We start from the raw sequence: 15,984 nt of genomic DNA, 5'->3' as shown, positions 1-15,984 counted from the left end.
AATATTTGTAGTATTTTGTAATAATTTGCCAGGTCGTGAACACAAAAAACCCTGAAGCATTACTCTCCTTCAGGGTTCTCACTCAACTATCGTTAAACTCACATCGAATTCCTACTGATGATTCCTCGTTTTATACAAAAGATAAACAAAAAACGGCGCTCCAATCGCTGCGGTAAAAATCCCTGCTGGCAAATCATGCGGTAAAAACACCGTTCTCCCAATCAAATCAGCCAAGACGACAAGCATCCCGCCCAAAACAGCGGAAGCCGGCAGCAAGTAACCGTACGCAGAACCTACTAACCTACGAGCAATATGTGGAGCCATCAAACCGATAAAACTGATTCCTCCCGCCACTCCGACCGCAGCCCCTGCCAATGCCACACTGATCGCAATCAAGAGCAATCGCTTCTTATCAATCGCTACACCAATGCCTTTGGCGATATCATCACCGAGCTCCTGGGCATTCAAATAACGGATTTGGAAAATCGTAGCCACGAGAAACAAAACGGTCCACGGAAGCAACGTCATGACATTTACCCAAGACGTACCGTACACGGTTCCCGTCATCCAACCGAGAGCGTTTGATGCTTTGTGAGTTTGGGTGATGATCAGGAAAAAGATCGTTAATGCCCCCATGCCTGCTGAAATACATACACCGACAAGCGCGAGGCGAAAAGGGGAGACTCCCCCCTTCCACGCAGTGAGGTACGTAAGCGTAGCGGTTAACAATCCACCGATCAAGGCCACCAATGGCATCCATTGCACACTTACATCTTTTGCGAATGTGATAAATGCTACCGCTGCTGCTGTCGCTCCCGCTGTCGTCCCAATCAAATCAGGCGAAGCTAACGGATTTCGGACCAAGGACTGCAAGATGGCGCCTGATACCGCCAGGGAAGCTCCCACCATGACTGAAACGACAACGCGAGGCAATCGCCAATCGAGCACGATCAATTCATTCTGTTCACTGCCCGCTCCCACAAAAGCTTTGATGACTTCCCACACAGGAATATGCAAGCTTCCCAAGCCAATACTCAAAACAATCACAGCAGATAACAGCAAAAATAGTAGGAAATTAATCCCTAACGCCCGCTTATCTACATGAAACGAGAGCGCTGGCTTTTTGGTCCGAATGACTACATGTCTATGCATACGCCCTCCTCCTGACCAGCGGAATGATAAAGGCCACTCCGATCATGGCGGTTGCTACGCCAACTGGTACTTCCAAACGCATCGGCATCAATACAAGGCGAGAAAGCAAATCAGCGCAAACCAGAAAAGCTCCGCCGAAGACAATCGAATAGGGAATCAGCCATCTGTGATCAAGCCCGACTAAAAAACGACATAGATGCGGGATGATGATGCCCACGAATGCAATTGGTCCGGCGAGCGCGACACTCCCACCTGCCAAGAGCACCACGAGCAATATCGCTGTAGCTTTTACCAAGATAATTTTTTGGCCCAGGCCAGTCGCTACATCATCACCGAGTACCATCAAGTTTAACGAGCCGGTCAGTAGCATTGCGCCTAACCAGCCTACTAGCAAATAAGGAATAATCATAAAAAAATGATCGAGCTGTCTTCCCTCCACAGAACCCACTAACCAGTAAAAAGCCTCTGTCATCGTCTTTTCTTGCAGCAGCATAAACAGCGAAGTCACAGACGAAGCAAAAGCGGCAACCGCTGCACCCGAAAGTGTCAGTTTAATCGGAGTCATGCCTCCCCGCCCAGCGGAAGCCAACCCGTATACAAGCAGAGCAGTTACACCCGCTCCGATAAAGCCTGCCCACATCATTTGCGACACTGGGAATTGCGAGCCAAAAACAACAATCGTCGTCACAATAGCTGCTGCAGCTCCAGCGTTCACACCGATAAGAGATGGTGAAGCCAAAGGGTTGCGAGTCAACGCCTGCAACAAAACACCTGCTACAGCGAGGCTGCTCCCCACCGCTACCGCTGTCAGTGTACGAGGCATTCGGGAAGTCGTAATAATCAAATGTTCCTCTGAACCGGAAAATTGGGTGTATGCCTCTACTGCAGTAGTGAGCGAATACTGATTGATTCCGAAAAGGATACTAGCTACCATCACGACTGCCAGGACAACGAATCCTGCTATGAGTACAGTAGTCTTTTGCAGTCGGCTGGACAAAATCACATTCACGCCTGTTCCCTTCTTTCCGTTGCATTCTACCTATTCTGTCTATTCACTACATATGTATGTAAGTTTCTCCCACTAATCAGTCTAAGCTTGCAGATAGGGCTAGTCAATGATATTGATTTTTATTATCGCTATTGGAAAATTCCTCACAAAAATATCTATACTTTTCCTCCGGTTCCAAAAAATATGTTGACACATTGTCATATAAGCATATACAGTAGTGAAGAAAAATGATAATCATTATCAGTTAAAAGGGGGATTTTCCATCATGCGCAAAACTTCCCTGCGTTTGATGCTCGGGGCTATGCTTTCCGCTGTGATGCTCGTAACAGGTTGCGGGGGACAGGCAACGCCTTCATCCGACTCATCTTCTTCTACACCAGCTGCGTCAACAACTACACCTGCACCGGCAGGGTCTGAAGAGAGAGAAGTAAAACACTTTATGGGGTCGACAAAAATAAAAGGGACTCCTCAACGTGTCGTGGCTCTCACCAGTGAAAGCACAGAGGCTGTTCTCGCATTAGGGATTACGCCAGTTGGTGCTGTCATGAGTGGTCTCGGAAAACCTGGTGACCCATGGCATCCACATATTAAAGAAAAAATGAAGGATGCAGTTGAATTGGGTGATGAGAACCAACCAAACGTTGAGCTGATCGCCAGCCTGAAGCCAGACCTGATTCTGGGAACAAAAGGACGCCAAGGGCAAGAAAAAGTATATGCTCAGCTTTCCGCGATTGCTCCAACCGTCTACTCCGAGGATCTCGTAGGTAGATGGAAAATCAACTTTGCACTTTACTCCGAAGCACTGAATAAAAAGGCTGAAGGCGACAAGCTGATGGCTGATTTCGATAAGAAGATTGAAGATGCAAAAGGAAAACTGGGTGACAAGACGAAGATGCAAGTCTCTGTCGTTCGTTTCGTAGCTGGCAGAACTCGTCTTTACTTGAAAGACACCTTCTCTGGCGTTGTTTTGAGCCAGCTCGGCATTGCTCGACCAGCTTCCCAAGACATCGATGAGTTCAAAAAAGACATTCCAAAAGAGCTCATGGCTGAAATGGATGGCGACGTCATGTTCTACTGGATCGGCGATTATTCCGGTGATGGATCTGCCAATAAGTACACCGAGGAATGGATGAAAGATCCGCTCTATCAAAAACTGAATGTCGCGAAAAACAACAAGGCATTCCAAGTTGACGAAGTGATCTGGAACGTAGGCGGCGGTATCCTTTCTGCTGAACTGCTTGTTGATGACATCGTAGAACGCTTCTCCAAACTGTAGGCTATAAATAAAGCAGGAGTGGTTGAGATAACCACTCCTTTTCTTTTGCCTGCTGGCATTATTGATCTGGTTCCTTATTTCCAGCAGTATCCTTACTGGGCAGAATCGGATCTATTTGTTCAGGTTTACGTGAATAAGCTTTGTTTGTAATCAAAATCGTCGCACCGATGATGACGATAAAAATGAGCACCAACGCAACGATAAAACCAGTTGACATGCATACACCCCCGACTTTTTTCTAACTCTCATTATAGCTGATTTCCATGCGAGTCAGAACCTTCGTGCCTAACAATTCATGATTCACTAACAAACTATTCCAAATTAATTGATAGGAAAATGGCTCCTATATCTCGAATAGTTACGACAACGCTATCTCATACAAATACTAGATAGACTATGCGGGGGAATCTGATGAACAAGCTTAATACCCCTTTCTTATGGAAAAAGAAACGAGCAAAAAAGGAAATCACGCAAGTGTTATTTCCAGATCAAATATTAAAAGCATTTTTTCACTTCACGACCGATGCCATCTCGATTAGTGATCTCGATAACAATATCGTCTTGGTGAATCATGCTTTTGAGCAATACTATGGTTGGTCCATGGAGGAGATTTACGCTTCACCGCTCTGTTTTATTCCAGACGAGTACAGGGGCGAGACCAAACAGTTATTTGATGCGGTCAGGAGCATGGGTGTATTACTAACGAATTACGAAACCATCAGGCAGCGCAAAGATGGCACGAAGATGGATGTCATTCTCTCGGCTGCGCCAATCAAAGACGAAACGGGAAAAATTATAGGTGCTTCCTGCATTACCCGTGACATTTCCGACCGCAAAAAAATTGAAGAGGCCTTGCGTCAAACTGAAGCCAAATATCGTCTCCTCATCGATCATACCCAGGATATCGTGACGATTTATGATTTATCCATGCGACGCATCTATGCATCCCCATCAATCGAGCAATTGGGATTTGTTCCAGCCGAGGTTACTTCCCCTAACAATCTGCAGCTCACACATCCAGAGGATATCCCTATGTTCCAGGACAAATTTCAAGAGATCATGGCAACGAAACAACCCGTTCATTTTGAGACGCGCTCTATGGACAAGAATGGAAACGAGTTCTCCTTCGAAACACGCGGTATCCCCATTTTAAGCGCGGTAGGAGACGTCCAAAACATCATGTTAGTCTCGCGAAATGTCACTGAACGCAAATACTCAGAGGCTGCCTTATTTAAAAGCGAGAATACGAATAAAATTATCTCAGAATACACAGAGGATCTTATTCTGATTACGGACAAAAACGGGGATATCCTCTATCTCTCCCCTTCTCATTCACGCGTAATCGAAACGAATGAACATGGCCGTCAGCTCACCTTTGCCGAGATTCATCCTGAAGATCGTCAAACCGTCATTGACCACTTTCATCATTTGCTGGCGACCCAAGAACCAAAGATATGCGAATTCCGTTTCCAAACGAAAAGTAACAAATGGATCGTTCTCGAATCAAAGGGTGCCCCCATCCTGACAAAAACGGGAGATTGTGATGGCTTTATCATCGTATCGCGGGATATTTCAGAACGGCGGCATAACGAGGAACTATTACGGAAGGCTGAGAAACTGTCCGTGATTGGGGAGCTGGCTGCTGGAATCGCCCATGAGATTCGCAATCCGCTCACATCTTTGAAGGGCTTTATCCAATTTCTTTATCCGAGCATGAATGATAACCAACAATACGCCGACATCATGCTCTCTGAATTGGAACGGATCAATTTTATTGTGAGTGAATTGCTAGTCTTGGCAAAGCCACATAGCATTCAAATCAAGCCTCTTCCGCTCATCCCTTTGCTGGAAAACGTCTTGACACTTTTGAGGTCGGAAGCAAATTTGAAAAACATCGATTTTCGTACCGCATTTGCTTACCATCCGATCATTGCTGGAGAAGAAAACCAGCTCAAGCAGGTCTTTATCAACATCATTAAAAATGCCATCGAAGCGATCGACGGACATGGTGAGGTTCTTATTGCCACCACCCTAACAGACAATCATCAGGTGCTCATTACGCTCACGGATACTGGCTGTGGAATCTCCGAAGAAATGATTCACAAGCTGGGTGCCCCCTTTTTCACGACAAAAGAAAACGGAACTGGCCTCGGCCTCATGATCAGTAGCAAAATCATGAAAGACCACAACGGCAGCCTGGAAATTAAAAGCAGAGAGCACGAAGGTACAGTGGTAGAGATAACATTGCCGATTGTATAGGACCAAATTGGGTCATCCTAGAAAGGTGTACATCTCATCATCATTGGAGGTGCCCTATGGATTTTACCAAAATGAGCACGAGTGAGTTCGTGGCCAAAATTCGCGAATCCCAAGCGAAAAACCTGCGAAGCAGACAGCATCAGGGCTACGGTCATCCAGAGCAGCGTCTGCCCAGCAAGCAACGAGTATAACGAAACAAAAACCCACCTGCGAGCTCACTGCCGGCCAGGTGGGTTTTTGTTTCGTTATTGTGGATCCTGCTTATTCAGGTTACGATCTCTTTCGGACTTTTGCTTTTGGGTGCCTTGCGTCTTACTGCTGTGTCCTTGATTGCCGCCATTTTTCGTATTTCGATTGTTTGACATCAGAATCCCTTCCTTTTCATTCTGGTATTCTTGCCAAACGTAGTATGTCCCAAACGGCTTATTCATAATGAGGGATTACTTCGCTTCACCCATAAATACTTTCTTTCCGTCCTCGTACTTATACACGTATACGGAAGCAAAGTCGTTGTCGCCTTTTTCATTGAATGTTACGTTAACGAATTTGCCTTTATAATCTTTGGTTTTGTGAACAGCTTCCAGCACTTGTTCACGAGTTGGCTTTTTGCCGCCGTTTGCTTTAATCGCTTCTTCCAGACCGTTCAGCATAACACCCATGGAGTCATAGCCAAACGAAGTGAAGATCCCTACTTTGTTGCCAGTCGCACTCTCGAAGTCTGTGATCCATTTCTTGCCGTCTTCGGTAGCACCAATATCGCCAACAGTAGAAGTAAAGACTACGTTATTGGCATTTTCCGCACCAGCAATTTTCACCAGGTCAGCGGAGTCGTAGCCATCGCCACCCATGAAGACACCTTTGAAGCCTTTTTCACGTGCTTGCTTCACGATGATCCCTGCATCCGAATAGTATCCACCGAAGTAGATCATCTCTGGATTTTTCGCAAGGATTTGGGTGATGATCGCACTATAATCTTTCTCGCCTGCTGTTACCCCTTCATAGCCGAGAACTTGTACACCGTCTTTTTCAAATTGCTTTTTCACTTCTTCCGCAAGTCCTTGTCCATAAGCAGCTTTGTCATGCATAACGAATGCCGTTTTTACATTCAACTGATTTTTGGCAAAGATAGCAGCCTTGGAGCCTTGTTGATCGTCGCGCGCACAAATGCGGTGTACGATCTTCTTGCCTTGCTCAGTCAAATCTGATCCCGTTGCGGAAGGAGACACCATCACGAGCTTCTCTTGCTCGTATTGCGCTGCTGCCGTAATCGATGCACCTGTTGTAGCATGGCCTACTACTCCAACTACATCAGGATTCGAAATCAACATTTGCGCGACTGCTACCCCTTGTTTCGGGTCAGCTTGGTCGTCTTGAGCGGACAATTGAACGTCATAGCCAAGTGCTTTGAATGCCTCTACCTTTTCTTTCAGTGCATATTCAGCACCAGCTTTTGCTGTGCTTCCGTAATCGGAGTACTGACCCGACATCGGACCAACTACAGCAACAACGAGCTTCTCAGTAGCGCCACTTGCACCGCCTGTGCTTCCTCCGCTATTGTTGCTCGGCTGTGGTGTCGCGCTTTGTCCACCAGTTCCCGCACCTCCACCGCAGCCCGCGAGCAATGTGCTCAGAGCAAATGTTGCAACCAATATCGACAATGATTTCTGTTTTTTCATAGCAAAACATCCCCCTCTTTATTTATGAGCAAACTATGAATCACAATCTTATTGTAGGATATTTTAGAAAATTTGCAATAGAAATGATTGAAAGAATAATCAACCAAAAAAAACCTCTATCGCAGTCTGCTAATAGAGGCGTATCACGTATTGTATTAAGGAAATAGCCACTTCTACGCATAGAAGTGGCTATCTTGATGAGAAACATCCATTCGTTTTAGGAATTAATTGCAATGCTCAGCTTGTAAGTGAGCTTGCTTGCATCGTACTCCACTTTTGCACCCAATTCTTCGGCGATGAATACGAGAGGAACGAGTACTCCTCCAGTCACTGGACGTGGCGGATTTTCTACAGTTGTTTCTTTGCCGTTTTTATAAGCAAAGTTTTTGTTTTCGTACATACGCAGTGCGTACTTGTTGTCTTTGGCAACTAGCAGAGATTTGTCCATGCTATCCCATGCTGCACTACCACCCAGAGCAATCGCCAATGTGCTCGCATTCACATACGCAACACCATTTTCAGTAACGATCTCTTGTGGGAATGGGAACTCCTTGCCGTTGAGTTCAACCTTGATTTTTTGTTGCTGTACAGGAGCAGGCGCAGTTTGAGCAAACGCAGCCGTTGCCGCTACACTTCCAGTTAGAAGAGCCGCTGTCAGCATCATTGTTGAGAACTTGCGAAGCATAATAAACACCCCTTAAATATCATAAAATCAATTCCAATTTTGTAAAGTTCGACACAAATCACCTTTTTCCTTCTTTTTTATCCCATACTTTTCCTATGTAATTCTCTCGCCAAACATGACAAGACTAGGAAAAAAAATAAATATCCCACGAACAAATGTTTTTGTGCACAACCTGTGCATAACATTGTGGATAACTTTCGAAAGCGAGGCTTACCATGGCAGGGGAACGTTTTTTTCTCATTTATCAAGAGGCCAGTGACGAAGAATGCTTATTGACCATTGAACCTTACAAAGATCAACAGGAACTGGCGGAAGCCATCAATCAGCTGCAAGCCAAACAAGTCGATGAATATACGATCATCAAAGGAAAAAAGATGAAAGCCACGCTGAAACTCGCCGTCGATTTGACCGAGGCCGATGAGAATTCCAAGGAATGAATGTTTTCTTTTTCGAGTAGGTTTAGACAGAGGGAAAATGGCAAACATGGTAGTGAGGGAGCGCACTTATGTGTTTGACCTTCATTGACCTTTTGTGTATGATATTGTTACAAAGAGAGGAGGAAGACTAGATGCATATGAATTTAATTCCAACCGTCATTGAACAGACGAACCGCGGGGAACGTGCTTACGACATTTATTCCCGCCTGCTCAAAGACCGCATCATCTTTCTGGGAACCCCAATCAACGACACCGTAGCCAATATCGTTGTGGCACAGTTGTTGTTCCTTCAGGCGGAAGATCCGGAGAAAGACATTCACTTGTACATAAACAGCCCAGGCGGTTCTATTACTGCTGGTATGGCAATTTACGATACTATGCACTTCATCAAGCCAGATGTATCCACCATTTGTATCGGAATGGCTGCTTCGATGGGAGCATTCCTGCTCGCTGCTGGGGCAAAAGGCAAACGCTTTGCTCTGCCAAACAGTGAAGTCATGATCCACCAACCATTGGGTGGTGCCCAAGGACAAGCGAGCGACATTGAGATCGCCGCAAAACGTATTTTGAAGATGCGTGATCATCTGAACACTATCCTCGCTGAACGCACTGGACAGCCTTTGGAGCGCATCCAAAAGGATACTGATCGCGACAACTTCCTCTCTGCCGCTGAAGCAGTAGAGTACGGATTGATTGACAAAGTCATCACTTCCGAAGCGTCTTCGAAAAAATAAGTGATAGGTAGTAAAAAAGAAGCACTCGTGCCTGGACTGGCCGAGTGTTTTTTTATATGCCGAGCAAACCCCAAGAGGTTTCCTTGGTTTGCTCGGCTTTTTCGATGGATCATTGTGATACTTCCATTAGCTGACTGACATAGACCGTTCGGCTATGCCCAGGATTTTTTTCTTCATGCACACGTGCCGTTGACGTTTTTTCGTCAACAGCATCGATCCAAACGGCTTGTCCTTCGTACTCTACCTTGATATGGTCGTCGGATTTCATGATGGCTTGTGCTCTCGTTACATTCATAAGTGACTGGCTCCCTCTATTGATCATCGTCAAGAGCTTGCTTGGCTGATGTAGCCCCAGTCATCGTGTCTACAGTCGTTTCTTCAATCAGGCCGTTTTGGTCGGAAACAACTCCGCCTCCCAGTCCCTCGTTCACCATTCGATCAATGTCCATATCATAGCAATCGCGGCCTTCGTGACACTTATCACGGTTACTCATGTCTCATTTCCTCCTTCATGTAATATACATGGTTAGAAATGCCCTGCCCGAAGCGAATTGATACATATTCATCAAGACGATCAACAAAAAAAGACACCTCCCTCTAAGGGAAAAGTGTCTCTCGTTACTCTATTCTTCCTTGCTTACCAGATTCGTAAGGCTGGTGACTGCCTGGGAGGCATCCGGCCCTTCTGCCAAAATGGTAATTTCCGTTCCAGAGCTGATTGCGAGGCTCATGATACCCATGATGCTTTTCGCATTGACCTTCTTGTTGCCTTTTTCTACGAATACTTCCGATGCAAAACGGTTAGCTTCCTGTACGAAAAAGGCTGCTGGACGAGCTTGCAAACCGGTCTTTAACTGAACCACGACCTGCTGTTGAACCATGAATGGACCTCCTTACTTGTAGACTATTATCCTTTAGTATATCATGCATCTACATCGAAATATTTTGTTTTTCTCGTATTTTGTCAGCGATTTCGTTAATTTTTCGCAAGCGGTGGTTAATACCCGATTTGCTCACTACTCCGCTCGGCACCATCTCGCCCAATTCTTTCAAATTGATGTCAGGATGAGCCACTCGAAGCTCCGCGACCTCACGCAGACGTTTGGGCAAATTCTCCAATCCCATCTCTTGATCGATGAGCTGGATATTTTCCATTTGTCTGGTGGCTGCATTCACCGTTTTGTTTATGTTGGCGATTTCACAATTGTGTAAACGGTTTACGGAATTCCGCATGTCCTTTACAATTCGGACGTCCTCGAAATACAGAAGCGCCTGATGAGCCCCTATCAAGCTCAAAAACTCTGTAATCTTTTCGCCTTCTTTAATATAGAGAACATACCCTTTTTTCCGCTCGATGCACTTGGCATTTAGTTTATACCGATTGGCGATCTTGGTCAATGCTTCGCAAAAATCCTGATAGGAAGTGAAAATCTCCAGATGATAGCTGGATGCCTCTGGATGATTCACAGATCCCCCCGCCAAAAAAGCCCCCCGCAAATAAGCAGCGCGGCAACAGGACTTTTTCACGATTTCAGGAGCGATTCCTGGGATAAACGACAGGCTTTGATCCATTATCCCCAAGTCTTGCAAGATCTCATTGGCCTTATTCGGAATACGCACAATATAGACGTTGTTCTTTTTCAAACGCATTTTTTTGCGAACCAGCAATTCAGCGTGTATCTGAAACAACCTCTTGATTAACGTGTAAATGCGTCGGGCAATCGCCGCGTTCTCTGTCGTCACATCCAGCACCAGTCGTCCGGCTCCAAACTGCAGACTTCCATTCATCCGAATCAAGGCTGAGAGCTCTGCCTTGCTGCAGCAATCGGCACCCTCCATCATGGTAAGCTCTTTTTTGGTATGCGCGGCGAATGACATCGACTTCACTACTCCTTCTCTATCTTCAGCACCTTCCGTCTTCGTTTGACGAGTGACACAACCTGCTTGCTGACAGCATGTGCATCGTGACGTAGGTATCCGTCCTCAAATGTGACTAACGGCTTCGCCACCACATGCAGACCGAGCTGGCGCAATTGCTTTAAGTCACATCGGACAGGAGCTGCTCCTTTTTCCGCGTATTTGTCCAATACATGGGTAGGCAGCTCAGCTGAATTGACAATGATCGTATCCAGAAATGATCTATCTACATGTTCATACATGACATTTACGTGCTTGGATGCAGAAAAACCGTCTGTCTCCCCCGGTTGTGTCATGACGTTACAAATGTAGATTTTCGGGGCTTGTGCGCGTGTAATCGCTTCAAATAACCCGCGTACTAATAAATTGGGCAGGATGCTCGTGTACAAGCTGCCAGGCCCAATCAAAATGGCATCCGCGTCGGCAATCGCCATCAGGGCTTCTCCCAGAGGAACAGCGTCCTCCGGATCAAGGAACACCCGCTTGATTTCTTTGCCAGTCAACGGTATTTGGGATTCTCCGATTACGAGAGATCCATCTGTCATTTCCGCTTTCAACTGAATCGATTGCGTGGAAGCTGGCAATACATCTCCACGCACTGCCAAAACCCCGCTTAATGTTTTGACTGCGGTGACAAAATCTCCAGTGATTTCGTTCATCGCTGCAAGTAATAGATTTCCCAAATTATGCCCTGCTAATCCCGTGCCTGTGGAAAAACGATATTGCATGACTTTTTCCATCAACGGCTCTGTATCGGCCAGAGCAGTCAAGACGTTTCGAATATCGCCAGGTGGAAGCATATCCATTTCTTCTCGCAAACGTCCAGAGCTTCCCCCATCGTCTGCTACCGTAACAATCGCTGTGATATGCACCGGCTCGTGCTTCAAACCGCGTAGAAGGACGGACAGACCCGTTCCTCCACCAATAACGACTACCCGTAATGGCCTTGACTGTAGCCTCCCGACTCCCTTAGTAGGCATATGTCACCTCATTAGTTCTAATACACATACCACAGGTGGCTTTTTATGCACGCTTCAGTCTTTCCTGCCATCTTATGCTCATTTGTTCTTTTCCATGTCTCGATGACTGACACGGACAGAAAAATCTTTGCTAAAGGTTTCTCCCAAATGTTCTGCAATGGCGACCGAGCGATGCTTGCCACCGGTGCATCCAATTCCTATCACAAGTTGACTTTTTCCTTCTCGCTGGTAATGCGGCAGGGTGTACCCCAAAAAGTCTGTTAGCTTTTCTAAGAATTCCTTTGTGTCCTTGTGCTGCATCACATACTCTGCCACGTCTGGATCACATCCTGTTTTCGGACGCAAATCCTCCACATAATGCGGGTTGGGCAAAAAGCGGACATCGAACATCAAGTCGGCGTCTATCGGTGCGCCGTATTTGAAACCAAACGACAATACATTAATCGTAAGTGGTGATCCTTGTTGACCGTATTGGTTGATGATTTTTTCTCGAAGCTGAACTGGCTTCATTTGACTCGTATCGATAATCTGATGCGCCCAGCCCTTCATTTCCTCCAACAAACGGCGCTCAGCGTGAATTCCTTCCAAAGGTGAACCGTTCGGGGAAAGGGGATGTCTACGCCGTGTTTCCTTATAGCGAGAAACCAAAGTCTGATCGTTCGCATCCAGATAAAGGATGTGGTAGGATAATCCATTCATCTGATTGAGGCTTTCCATGGTTACGGCTAGATTTTCAAAAAACTCACGCCCGCGCAAGTCAATCACCAATGCGACTCGCTCAATACTCCCACCAGACTGTTTAACCAACTCAGCAAATTTGGGAATCAGTACAGGGGGTAGGTTGTCTACACAAAAAAAGCCTAGATCCTCCAAGCTTTGTACAGCAACTGTCTTTCCCGCACCTGACATTCCGGTAATAATCAGGAGATTCATGGCCTTGTCGTTTCCCAATTCTGTCACGCAACTCGCCTCCTACGATTCTGACAATAGCATACCATATTGTCCACCTTATTCGCACCTTTTTGAACCGCTTCCCCTGTTTTTCCAATGACGCCCTCTACAGGCGTACAAGCATTTTTAGAAAAAAAGATGCGTGACTGAATGCCAGCCACGCAACAATTGTTTATATAGATAAGGGGGTCAATTCATTGTCTATAGATTACTCTTGAATTATTTCATCCATGTTACAAGCAGGTTAAGAGATTGTGACATTTTGTTCCTTTAGCTTTTCATTCAGCTCTTCTACATAGTGCTGAGCAGATTGAGCAGCGATAGAACCGTCTCCAGTTGCTGTCACGACTTGACGCAGCATTTTTTCGCGTACATCTCCTGCTGCAAAAACACCTTTTACTTTGGTGTTCATTTTTTCGTCTGTCAGTACATAACCAGCGTCGTTGGTAATGCCCAGTGGACGTACGCTTGCAGTCAATGGGTCCATACCTACGTAGATGAACACCCCATCTGCTGGGTATTCTTTTTGTTCACCTGTTTTGGTGTTATTCAAGAGAACCGCTTGTACTTTGCCTTCACCACGGATCTCTTTTAGTTCTGTATCCCAGATCACTTCGATTTTTTCGTTATCGAAAGCGCGTTTTTGCAGGATTTTCTGTGCACGGAACTGATCACGACGGTGTACGATTGTCACTTTGGAAGCGAAGCGAGTAAGGAACACAGCCTCTTCTACCGCGGAGTCTCCCCCACCAACAACAACCAGCTCTTTATTACGGAAAAATGCACCGTCGCATACCGCGCAATAAGAAACACCACGGCCGGACAATTCTTTTTCGCCTTGTACACCGAGTAAACGATGCTCTGCACCAGTTGCCACAATAACCGATTTGGTCAAGTATTCCTTGTCACCCGTGATAACGCGTTTGTACGGCTCTTCATCGCGGATTTCCTTGATTTCACCATATGCATACTCCGCACCGAATTGCTGCGCATGCTCAAACATTTTTGTAGAGAGATCAGGGCCTAGAATGGAAGTGAAGCCTGGGTAGTTCTCGATATCTTCCGTGTTCGCCATTTGACCGCCTGGGATTCCTCTCTCCAGCATCAATGTGCTCATGTTCGCACGGGATGTATATACAGCAGCCGTCATTCCAGCAGGGCCAGCTCCGGCGATAATCACGTCATAAACTTTTTGTTCGCTCATGCTTGTTGCCTCCTCGTCTCACACAGTTCTGTTTCCTTATTTAAATTAATTATAATGTAATAATCTATTTAAAATCAAGTGTCGACAAAACTTTGACGCACTTTGCCAAGGTTGCGGCAGAAATGCCATATTTTTGAGCTAGAAGGGCTTGTGACTGTTTTTCGTTCGTTATTGTTCCGTATACATATTCTAATGCTGCGACCCACGCTACTTCTTTTCGCACTTGTACCTGACTTTGGGCATATTCACGATGCTTGCTCCATACATCGAGGCACCATTCTCCAGCCTCTTGCTTGCCCTGCGAGAGCAAATAACGCCTTATGCCTTCTTCTATACCACTCTGTGGCTCTTCCGTCGTCGGTGAATCATTCGATTCATTAGGAGTTCCTTCTGGCATGTCTGCACCCATATCAGCCAAAGCCAGCAAAGCCAACTTTTGCAGCTGTTGGTTATCCGTCTGATAATAAAATTGACGGACCGCGTTTTCAGCTTCATCGTCCCCGATCAGAGACAATGTTTGCAGCACCGCGAATTTCACTTCATCGCGTCCATGCTGCAATGCCCAGAGAAGGGAAGCTCGGATCATCGGGTCTGTTTTAAAATCTTCTACTCCCGTGAACGAAGGCTTTTCCCAAGAAACATCACGTTGGGTCGTATTGTATTGGTAGGGGATCGGTTTTATAGTCTCCCCTTCTTGTTCGTTTTTTACCATTTGAATGTATTGATCTGCGATTCCTGCTTCTGGATCTAATTGCTTGGCTTTTTGCCACCAGCGCAGTGCCTGATCCTTTTTCCCGCTCAAATAAGCTGAGATCGCAGCATAGTGGTACGTGCACGCTTCATGCGGCCGTCCATTTCGCAGCATGCGTTGGTAATGGAAATACGCTTCATCATGCTGGCCGAGCACTCCCATTGTTGTTGCGAGCTTATAGGTATTTTCCGGATGGAACGGAACGACCTTTTTCAGCATATCAATCAAGCTCAACAGCTCTACCGTTTGATTGTGATGGGAGAGCAAAACCGCCAAATTGCACAGTGCATGCAGGTTTCCTTCTTCCTTATCCAGCGTCTGTTCGATTGTCTCCATCGCCTTCTGGAATTCTCCAGCATAATAGTAGGCGAGAGATAAATTGTTCCACGCCGGTAAAAAGTCAGGATCGGCCTCGACGATTTCTTTTAAGGTATCCAGTGCCTCAAGGAAACGTCCCTCTTCCAGACTGCGACGAGCTCGTTCATGCTTGCTGTATACGTCCTCTTTTTCACTTGGGAGGAAGTGTCGCGGTGGCATGTCCAGCTCAAAGTAAATATAGTCGAGGAGCTCTTCGGCATCTTCCCGATACGGTCCGGTGCTATCCTCCTGTAAATAACGAACAGCCATTTCTTCTGCCATAGGGTAATCTTCTAAGTTGGCATAGTTGTTCGCCATGTAGAAATACACTTCTGTCATGGATGGGTCCCATTTTTCTATCACTTCATAGAGGACTTCATTTGATGCTTCAAACTGTCCGGTTTCAGCTAAGGCACTAGCCAAATGGCAGTGGCATTCTGCATTCTTCGGCTCCATTTCAACTGCTCGGCGAAATGAACGCAATGCTTTATCATAGTCGTACCGATTCAAACAACGCATTCCCCGGTCAACAAAAAAAGCAGCATCTTGCTTAAAGTCAACAACGGTCGTTTTCTTCAAAATACTTTTGTTATGTT

At 46.0% G+C, this 15,984-nt stretch carries 18 protein-coding genes (1 of these 18 only partly in view); 5 read left to right on the top strand and 13 right to left on the bottom strand.

What is annotated here, in order from left to right:
- Positions 1-111 precede the first annotated feature (111 nt).
- Positions 112-1,152: a FecCD family ABC transporter permease gene (locus E8L90_RS26580; protein ID WP_137032198.1), complete on the bottom strand. Its 1,041-nt coding sequence runs from the start codon at positions 1,150-1,152 to the stop codon at positions 112-114.
- A complete protein-coding gene (locus tag E8L90_RS26575; protein ID WP_137032196.1) occupies positions 1,145-2,161 on the bottom strand; it encodes a FecCD family ABC transporter permease in 1,017 nt (338 codons plus the stop codon). Before E8L90_RS26575 ends, E8L90_RS26580 begins: the two co-directional genes overlap by 8 nt.
- 265 nt (positions 2,162-2,426) lie before the next feature.
- On the opposite strand from E8L90_RS26575, the gene E8L90_RS26570 reads away from it, so the two are divergent.
- Positions 2,427-3,437, top strand: coding sequence for an ABC transporter substrate-binding protein (locus E8L90_RS26570; RefSeq protein WP_137032194.1), 1,011 nt, complete (start codon positions 2,427-2,429; stop codon positions 3,435-3,437).
- Positions 3,438-3,495: 58 nt separating this feature from the next.
- On the opposite strand, the gene E8L90_RS30390 is transcribed toward E8L90_RS26570, so the two are convergent.
- Positions 3,496-3,654: a hypothetical protein gene (locus E8L90_RS30390; RefSeq protein WP_167497623.1), complete on the bottom strand. Its 159-nt coding sequence runs from the start codon at positions 3,652-3,654 to the stop codon at positions 3,496-3,498.
- A gap of 194 nt (positions 3,655-3,848) precedes the next feature.
- On the opposite strand from E8L90_RS30390, the gene E8L90_RS26565 reads away from it, so the two are divergent.
- Complete coding sequence (locus E8L90_RS26565) at positions 3,849-5,696, top strand: PAS domain-containing sensor histidine kinase (protein ID WP_137032192.1); 1,848 nt, start codon at positions 3,849-3,851, stop codon at positions 5,694-5,696.
- 56 nt (positions 5,697-5,752) lie between these two features.
- A complete protein-coding gene (locus tag E8L90_RS26560; RefSeq protein ID WP_017251626.1) occupies positions 5,753-5,887 on the top strand; it encodes a DUF4023 domain-containing protein in 135 nt (44 codons plus the stop codon).
- A 249-nt stretch (positions 5,888-6,136) separates the two neighbouring features.
- Here the strand turns inward: E8L90_RS26560 and E8L90_RS26550 are convergent, their stop codons facing one another.
- The gene (locus E8L90_RS26550; RefSeq protein ID WP_137032190.1) at positions 6,137-7,372 is read right to left on the bottom strand and encodes a branched-chain amino acid ABC transporter substrate-binding protein; all 1,236 of its coding nucleotides are present in this window, start codon (positions 7,370-7,372) and stop codon (positions 6,137-6,139) included.
- Positions 7,373-7,589: 217 nt separating this feature from the next.
- Positions 7,590-8,057: a copper amine oxidase N-terminal domain-containing protein gene (locus E8L90_RS26545; protein WP_137032188.1), complete on the bottom strand. Its 468-nt coding sequence runs from the start codon at positions 8,055-8,057 to the stop codon at positions 7,590-7,592.
- Positions 8,058-8,272: 215 nt separating this feature from the next.
- Between E8L90_RS26545 and E8L90_RS26540 the strand changes: the two genes are divergently transcribed.
- Together E8L90_RS26540 and clpP are read left to right on the top strand one after the other, a co-directional pair.
- Positions 8,273-8,494, top strand: a complete 222-nt coding sequence (locus E8L90_RS26540) for a hypothetical protein (RefSeq protein ID WP_026043328.1) — start codon at positions 8,273-8,275, stop codon at positions 8,492-8,494.
- Between the two features lie 131 nt (positions 8,495-8,625).
- Positions 8,626-9,228, top strand: a complete 603-nt coding sequence (gene clpP, locus E8L90_RS26535) for an ATP-dependent Clp endopeptidase proteolytic subunit ClpP (RefSeq protein ID WP_137032186.1) — start codon at positions 8,626-8,628, stop codon at positions 9,226-9,228.
- A gap of 109 nt (positions 9,229-9,337) precedes the next feature.
- Here the strand turns inward: clpP and E8L90_RS26530 are convergent, their stop codons facing one another.
- The 8 genes from E8L90_RS26530 to E8L90_RS26495 all read right to left on the bottom strand — a co-directional run.
- A complete protein-coding gene (locus E8L90_RS26530; protein WP_088909644.1) occupies positions 9,338-9,523 on the bottom strand; it encodes an H-type small acid-soluble spore protein in 186 nt (61 codons plus the stop codon).
- 16 nt (positions 9,524-9,539) lie between these two features.
- Positions 9,540-9,722 (bottom strand): hypothetical protein, encoded by a 183-nt coding sequence (locus E8L90_RS26525; RefSeq protein ID WP_137032184.1) that lies wholly within the window; start codon positions 9,720-9,722, stop codon positions 9,540-9,542.
- 129 nt (positions 9,723-9,851) lie between these two features.
- On the bottom strand, positions 9,852-10,109 hold the full coding sequence (locus tag E8L90_RS26520) for an HPr family phosphocarrier protein (RefSeq protein ID WP_048034964.1): 258 nt from the start codon (positions 10,107-10,109) through the stop codon (positions 9,852-9,854).
- 49 nt (positions 10,110-10,158) lie between these two features.
- Positions 10,159-11,106, bottom strand: a complete 948-nt coding sequence (gene whiA, locus E8L90_RS26515; protein ID WP_015893487.1) for a DNA-binding protein WhiA — start codon at positions 11,104-11,106, stop codon at positions 10,159-10,161.
- An 8-nt stretch (positions 11,107-11,114) separates the two neighbouring features.
- Positions 11,115-12,125 (bottom strand): gluconeogenesis factor YvcK family protein, encoded by a 1,011-nt coding sequence (locus tag E8L90_RS26510; protein ID WP_137032182.1) that lies wholly within the window; start codon positions 12,123-12,125, stop codon positions 11,115-11,117.
- Between the two features lie 78 nt (positions 12,126-12,203).
- Positions 12,204-13,085, bottom strand: a complete 882-nt coding sequence (gene rapZ, locus E8L90_RS26505; RefSeq protein WP_137032180.1) for an RNase adapter RapZ — start codon at positions 13,083-13,085, stop codon at positions 12,204-12,206.
- A gap of 235 nt (positions 13,086-13,320) precedes the next feature.
- Positions 13,321-14,280, bottom strand: coding sequence for a thioredoxin-disulfide reductase (gene trxB / locus E8L90_RS26500; protein WP_137032178.1), 960 nt, complete (start codon positions 14,278-14,280; stop codon positions 13,321-13,323).
- A 64-nt stretch (positions 14,281-14,344) separates the two neighbouring features.
- On the bottom strand, positions 14,345-15,984 hold the 3' portion of the coding sequence (locus E8L90_RS26495) for a tetratricopeptide repeat protein (protein ID WP_137032176.1). The gene runs 4 nt beyond the window's last position; only the last 1,640 of its 1,644 coding nucleotides appear in the window; its start codon lies off the right edge, out of view; it ends in the stop codon at positions 14,345-14,347.

It is taken from the genome of Brevibacillus antibioticus, assembly GCF_005217615.1.
Classification (GTDB): domain Bacteria; phylum Bacillota; class Bacilli; order Brevibacillales; family Brevibacillaceae; genus Brevibacillus; species Brevibacillus antibioticus.
This window is presented reverse-complemented; position numbering and strand designations above follow the sequence as displayed.

Bases quoted from the DNA above. Each gene is read 5' to 3' on its own strand.
- E8L90_RS26560 (WP_017251626.1), top strand. From the start codon at position 5,753: ATGGATTTTACCAAAATGAGCACGAGTGAGTTCGTGGCCAAAATTCGC.
- E8L90_RS26545 (WP_137032188.1), bottom strand. From the start codon at position 8,057: ATGCTTCGCAAGTTCTCAACAATGATGCTGACAGCGGCTCTTCTAACT.
- clpP (WP_137032186.1), top strand. From the start codon at position 8,626: ATGCATATGAATTTAATTCCAACCGTCATTGAACAGACGAACCGCGGG.
- trxB (WP_137032178.1), bottom strand. From the start codon at position 14,280: ATGAGCGAACAAAAAGTTTATGACGTGATTATCGCCGGAGCTGGCCCT.
- E8L90_RS26565 (WP_137032192.1), top strand. From the start codon at position 3,849: ATGAACAAGCTTAATACCCCTTTCTTATGGAAAAAGAAACGAGCAAAA.
- E8L90_RS26550 (WP_137032190.1), bottom strand. From the start codon at position 7,372: ATGAAAAAACAGAAATCATTGTCGATATTGGTTGCAACATTTGCTCTG.
- E8L90_RS26580 (WP_137032198.1), bottom strand. From the start codon at position 1,152: ATGCATAGACATGTAGTCATTCGGACCAAAAAGCCAGCGCTCTCGTTT.
- E8L90_RS30390 (WP_167497623.1), bottom strand. From the start codon at position 3,654: ATGTCAACTGGTTTTATCGTTGCGTTGGTGCTCATTTTTATCGTCATC.
- E8L90_RS26540 (WP_026043328.1), top strand. From the start codon at position 8,273: ATGGCAGGGGAACGTTTTTTTCTCATTTATCAAGAGGCCAGTGACGAA.
- whiA (WP_015893487.1), bottom strand. From the start codon at position 11,106: ATGTCATTCGCCGCGCATACCAAAAAAGAGCTTACCATGATGGAGGGT.
- E8L90_RS26525 (WP_137032184.1), bottom strand. From the start codon at position 9,722: ATGAGTAACCGTGATAAGTGTCACGAAGGCCGCGATTGCTATGATATG.
- E8L90_RS26520 (WP_048034964.1), bottom strand. From the start codon at position 10,109: ATGGTTCAACAGCAGGTCGTGGTTCAGTTAAAGACCGGTTTGCAAGCT.
- E8L90_RS26570 (WP_137032194.1), top strand. From the start codon at position 2,427: ATGCGCAAAACTTCCCTGCGTTTGATGCTCGGGGCTATGCTTTCCGCT.
- E8L90_RS26510 (WP_137032182.1), bottom strand. From the start codon at position 12,125: ATGCCTACTAAGGGAGTCGGGAGGCTACAGTCAAGGCCATTACGGGTA.
- E8L90_RS26530 (WP_088909644.1), bottom strand. From the start codon at position 9,523: ATGAATGTAACGAGAGCACAAGCCATCATGAAATCCGACGACCATATC.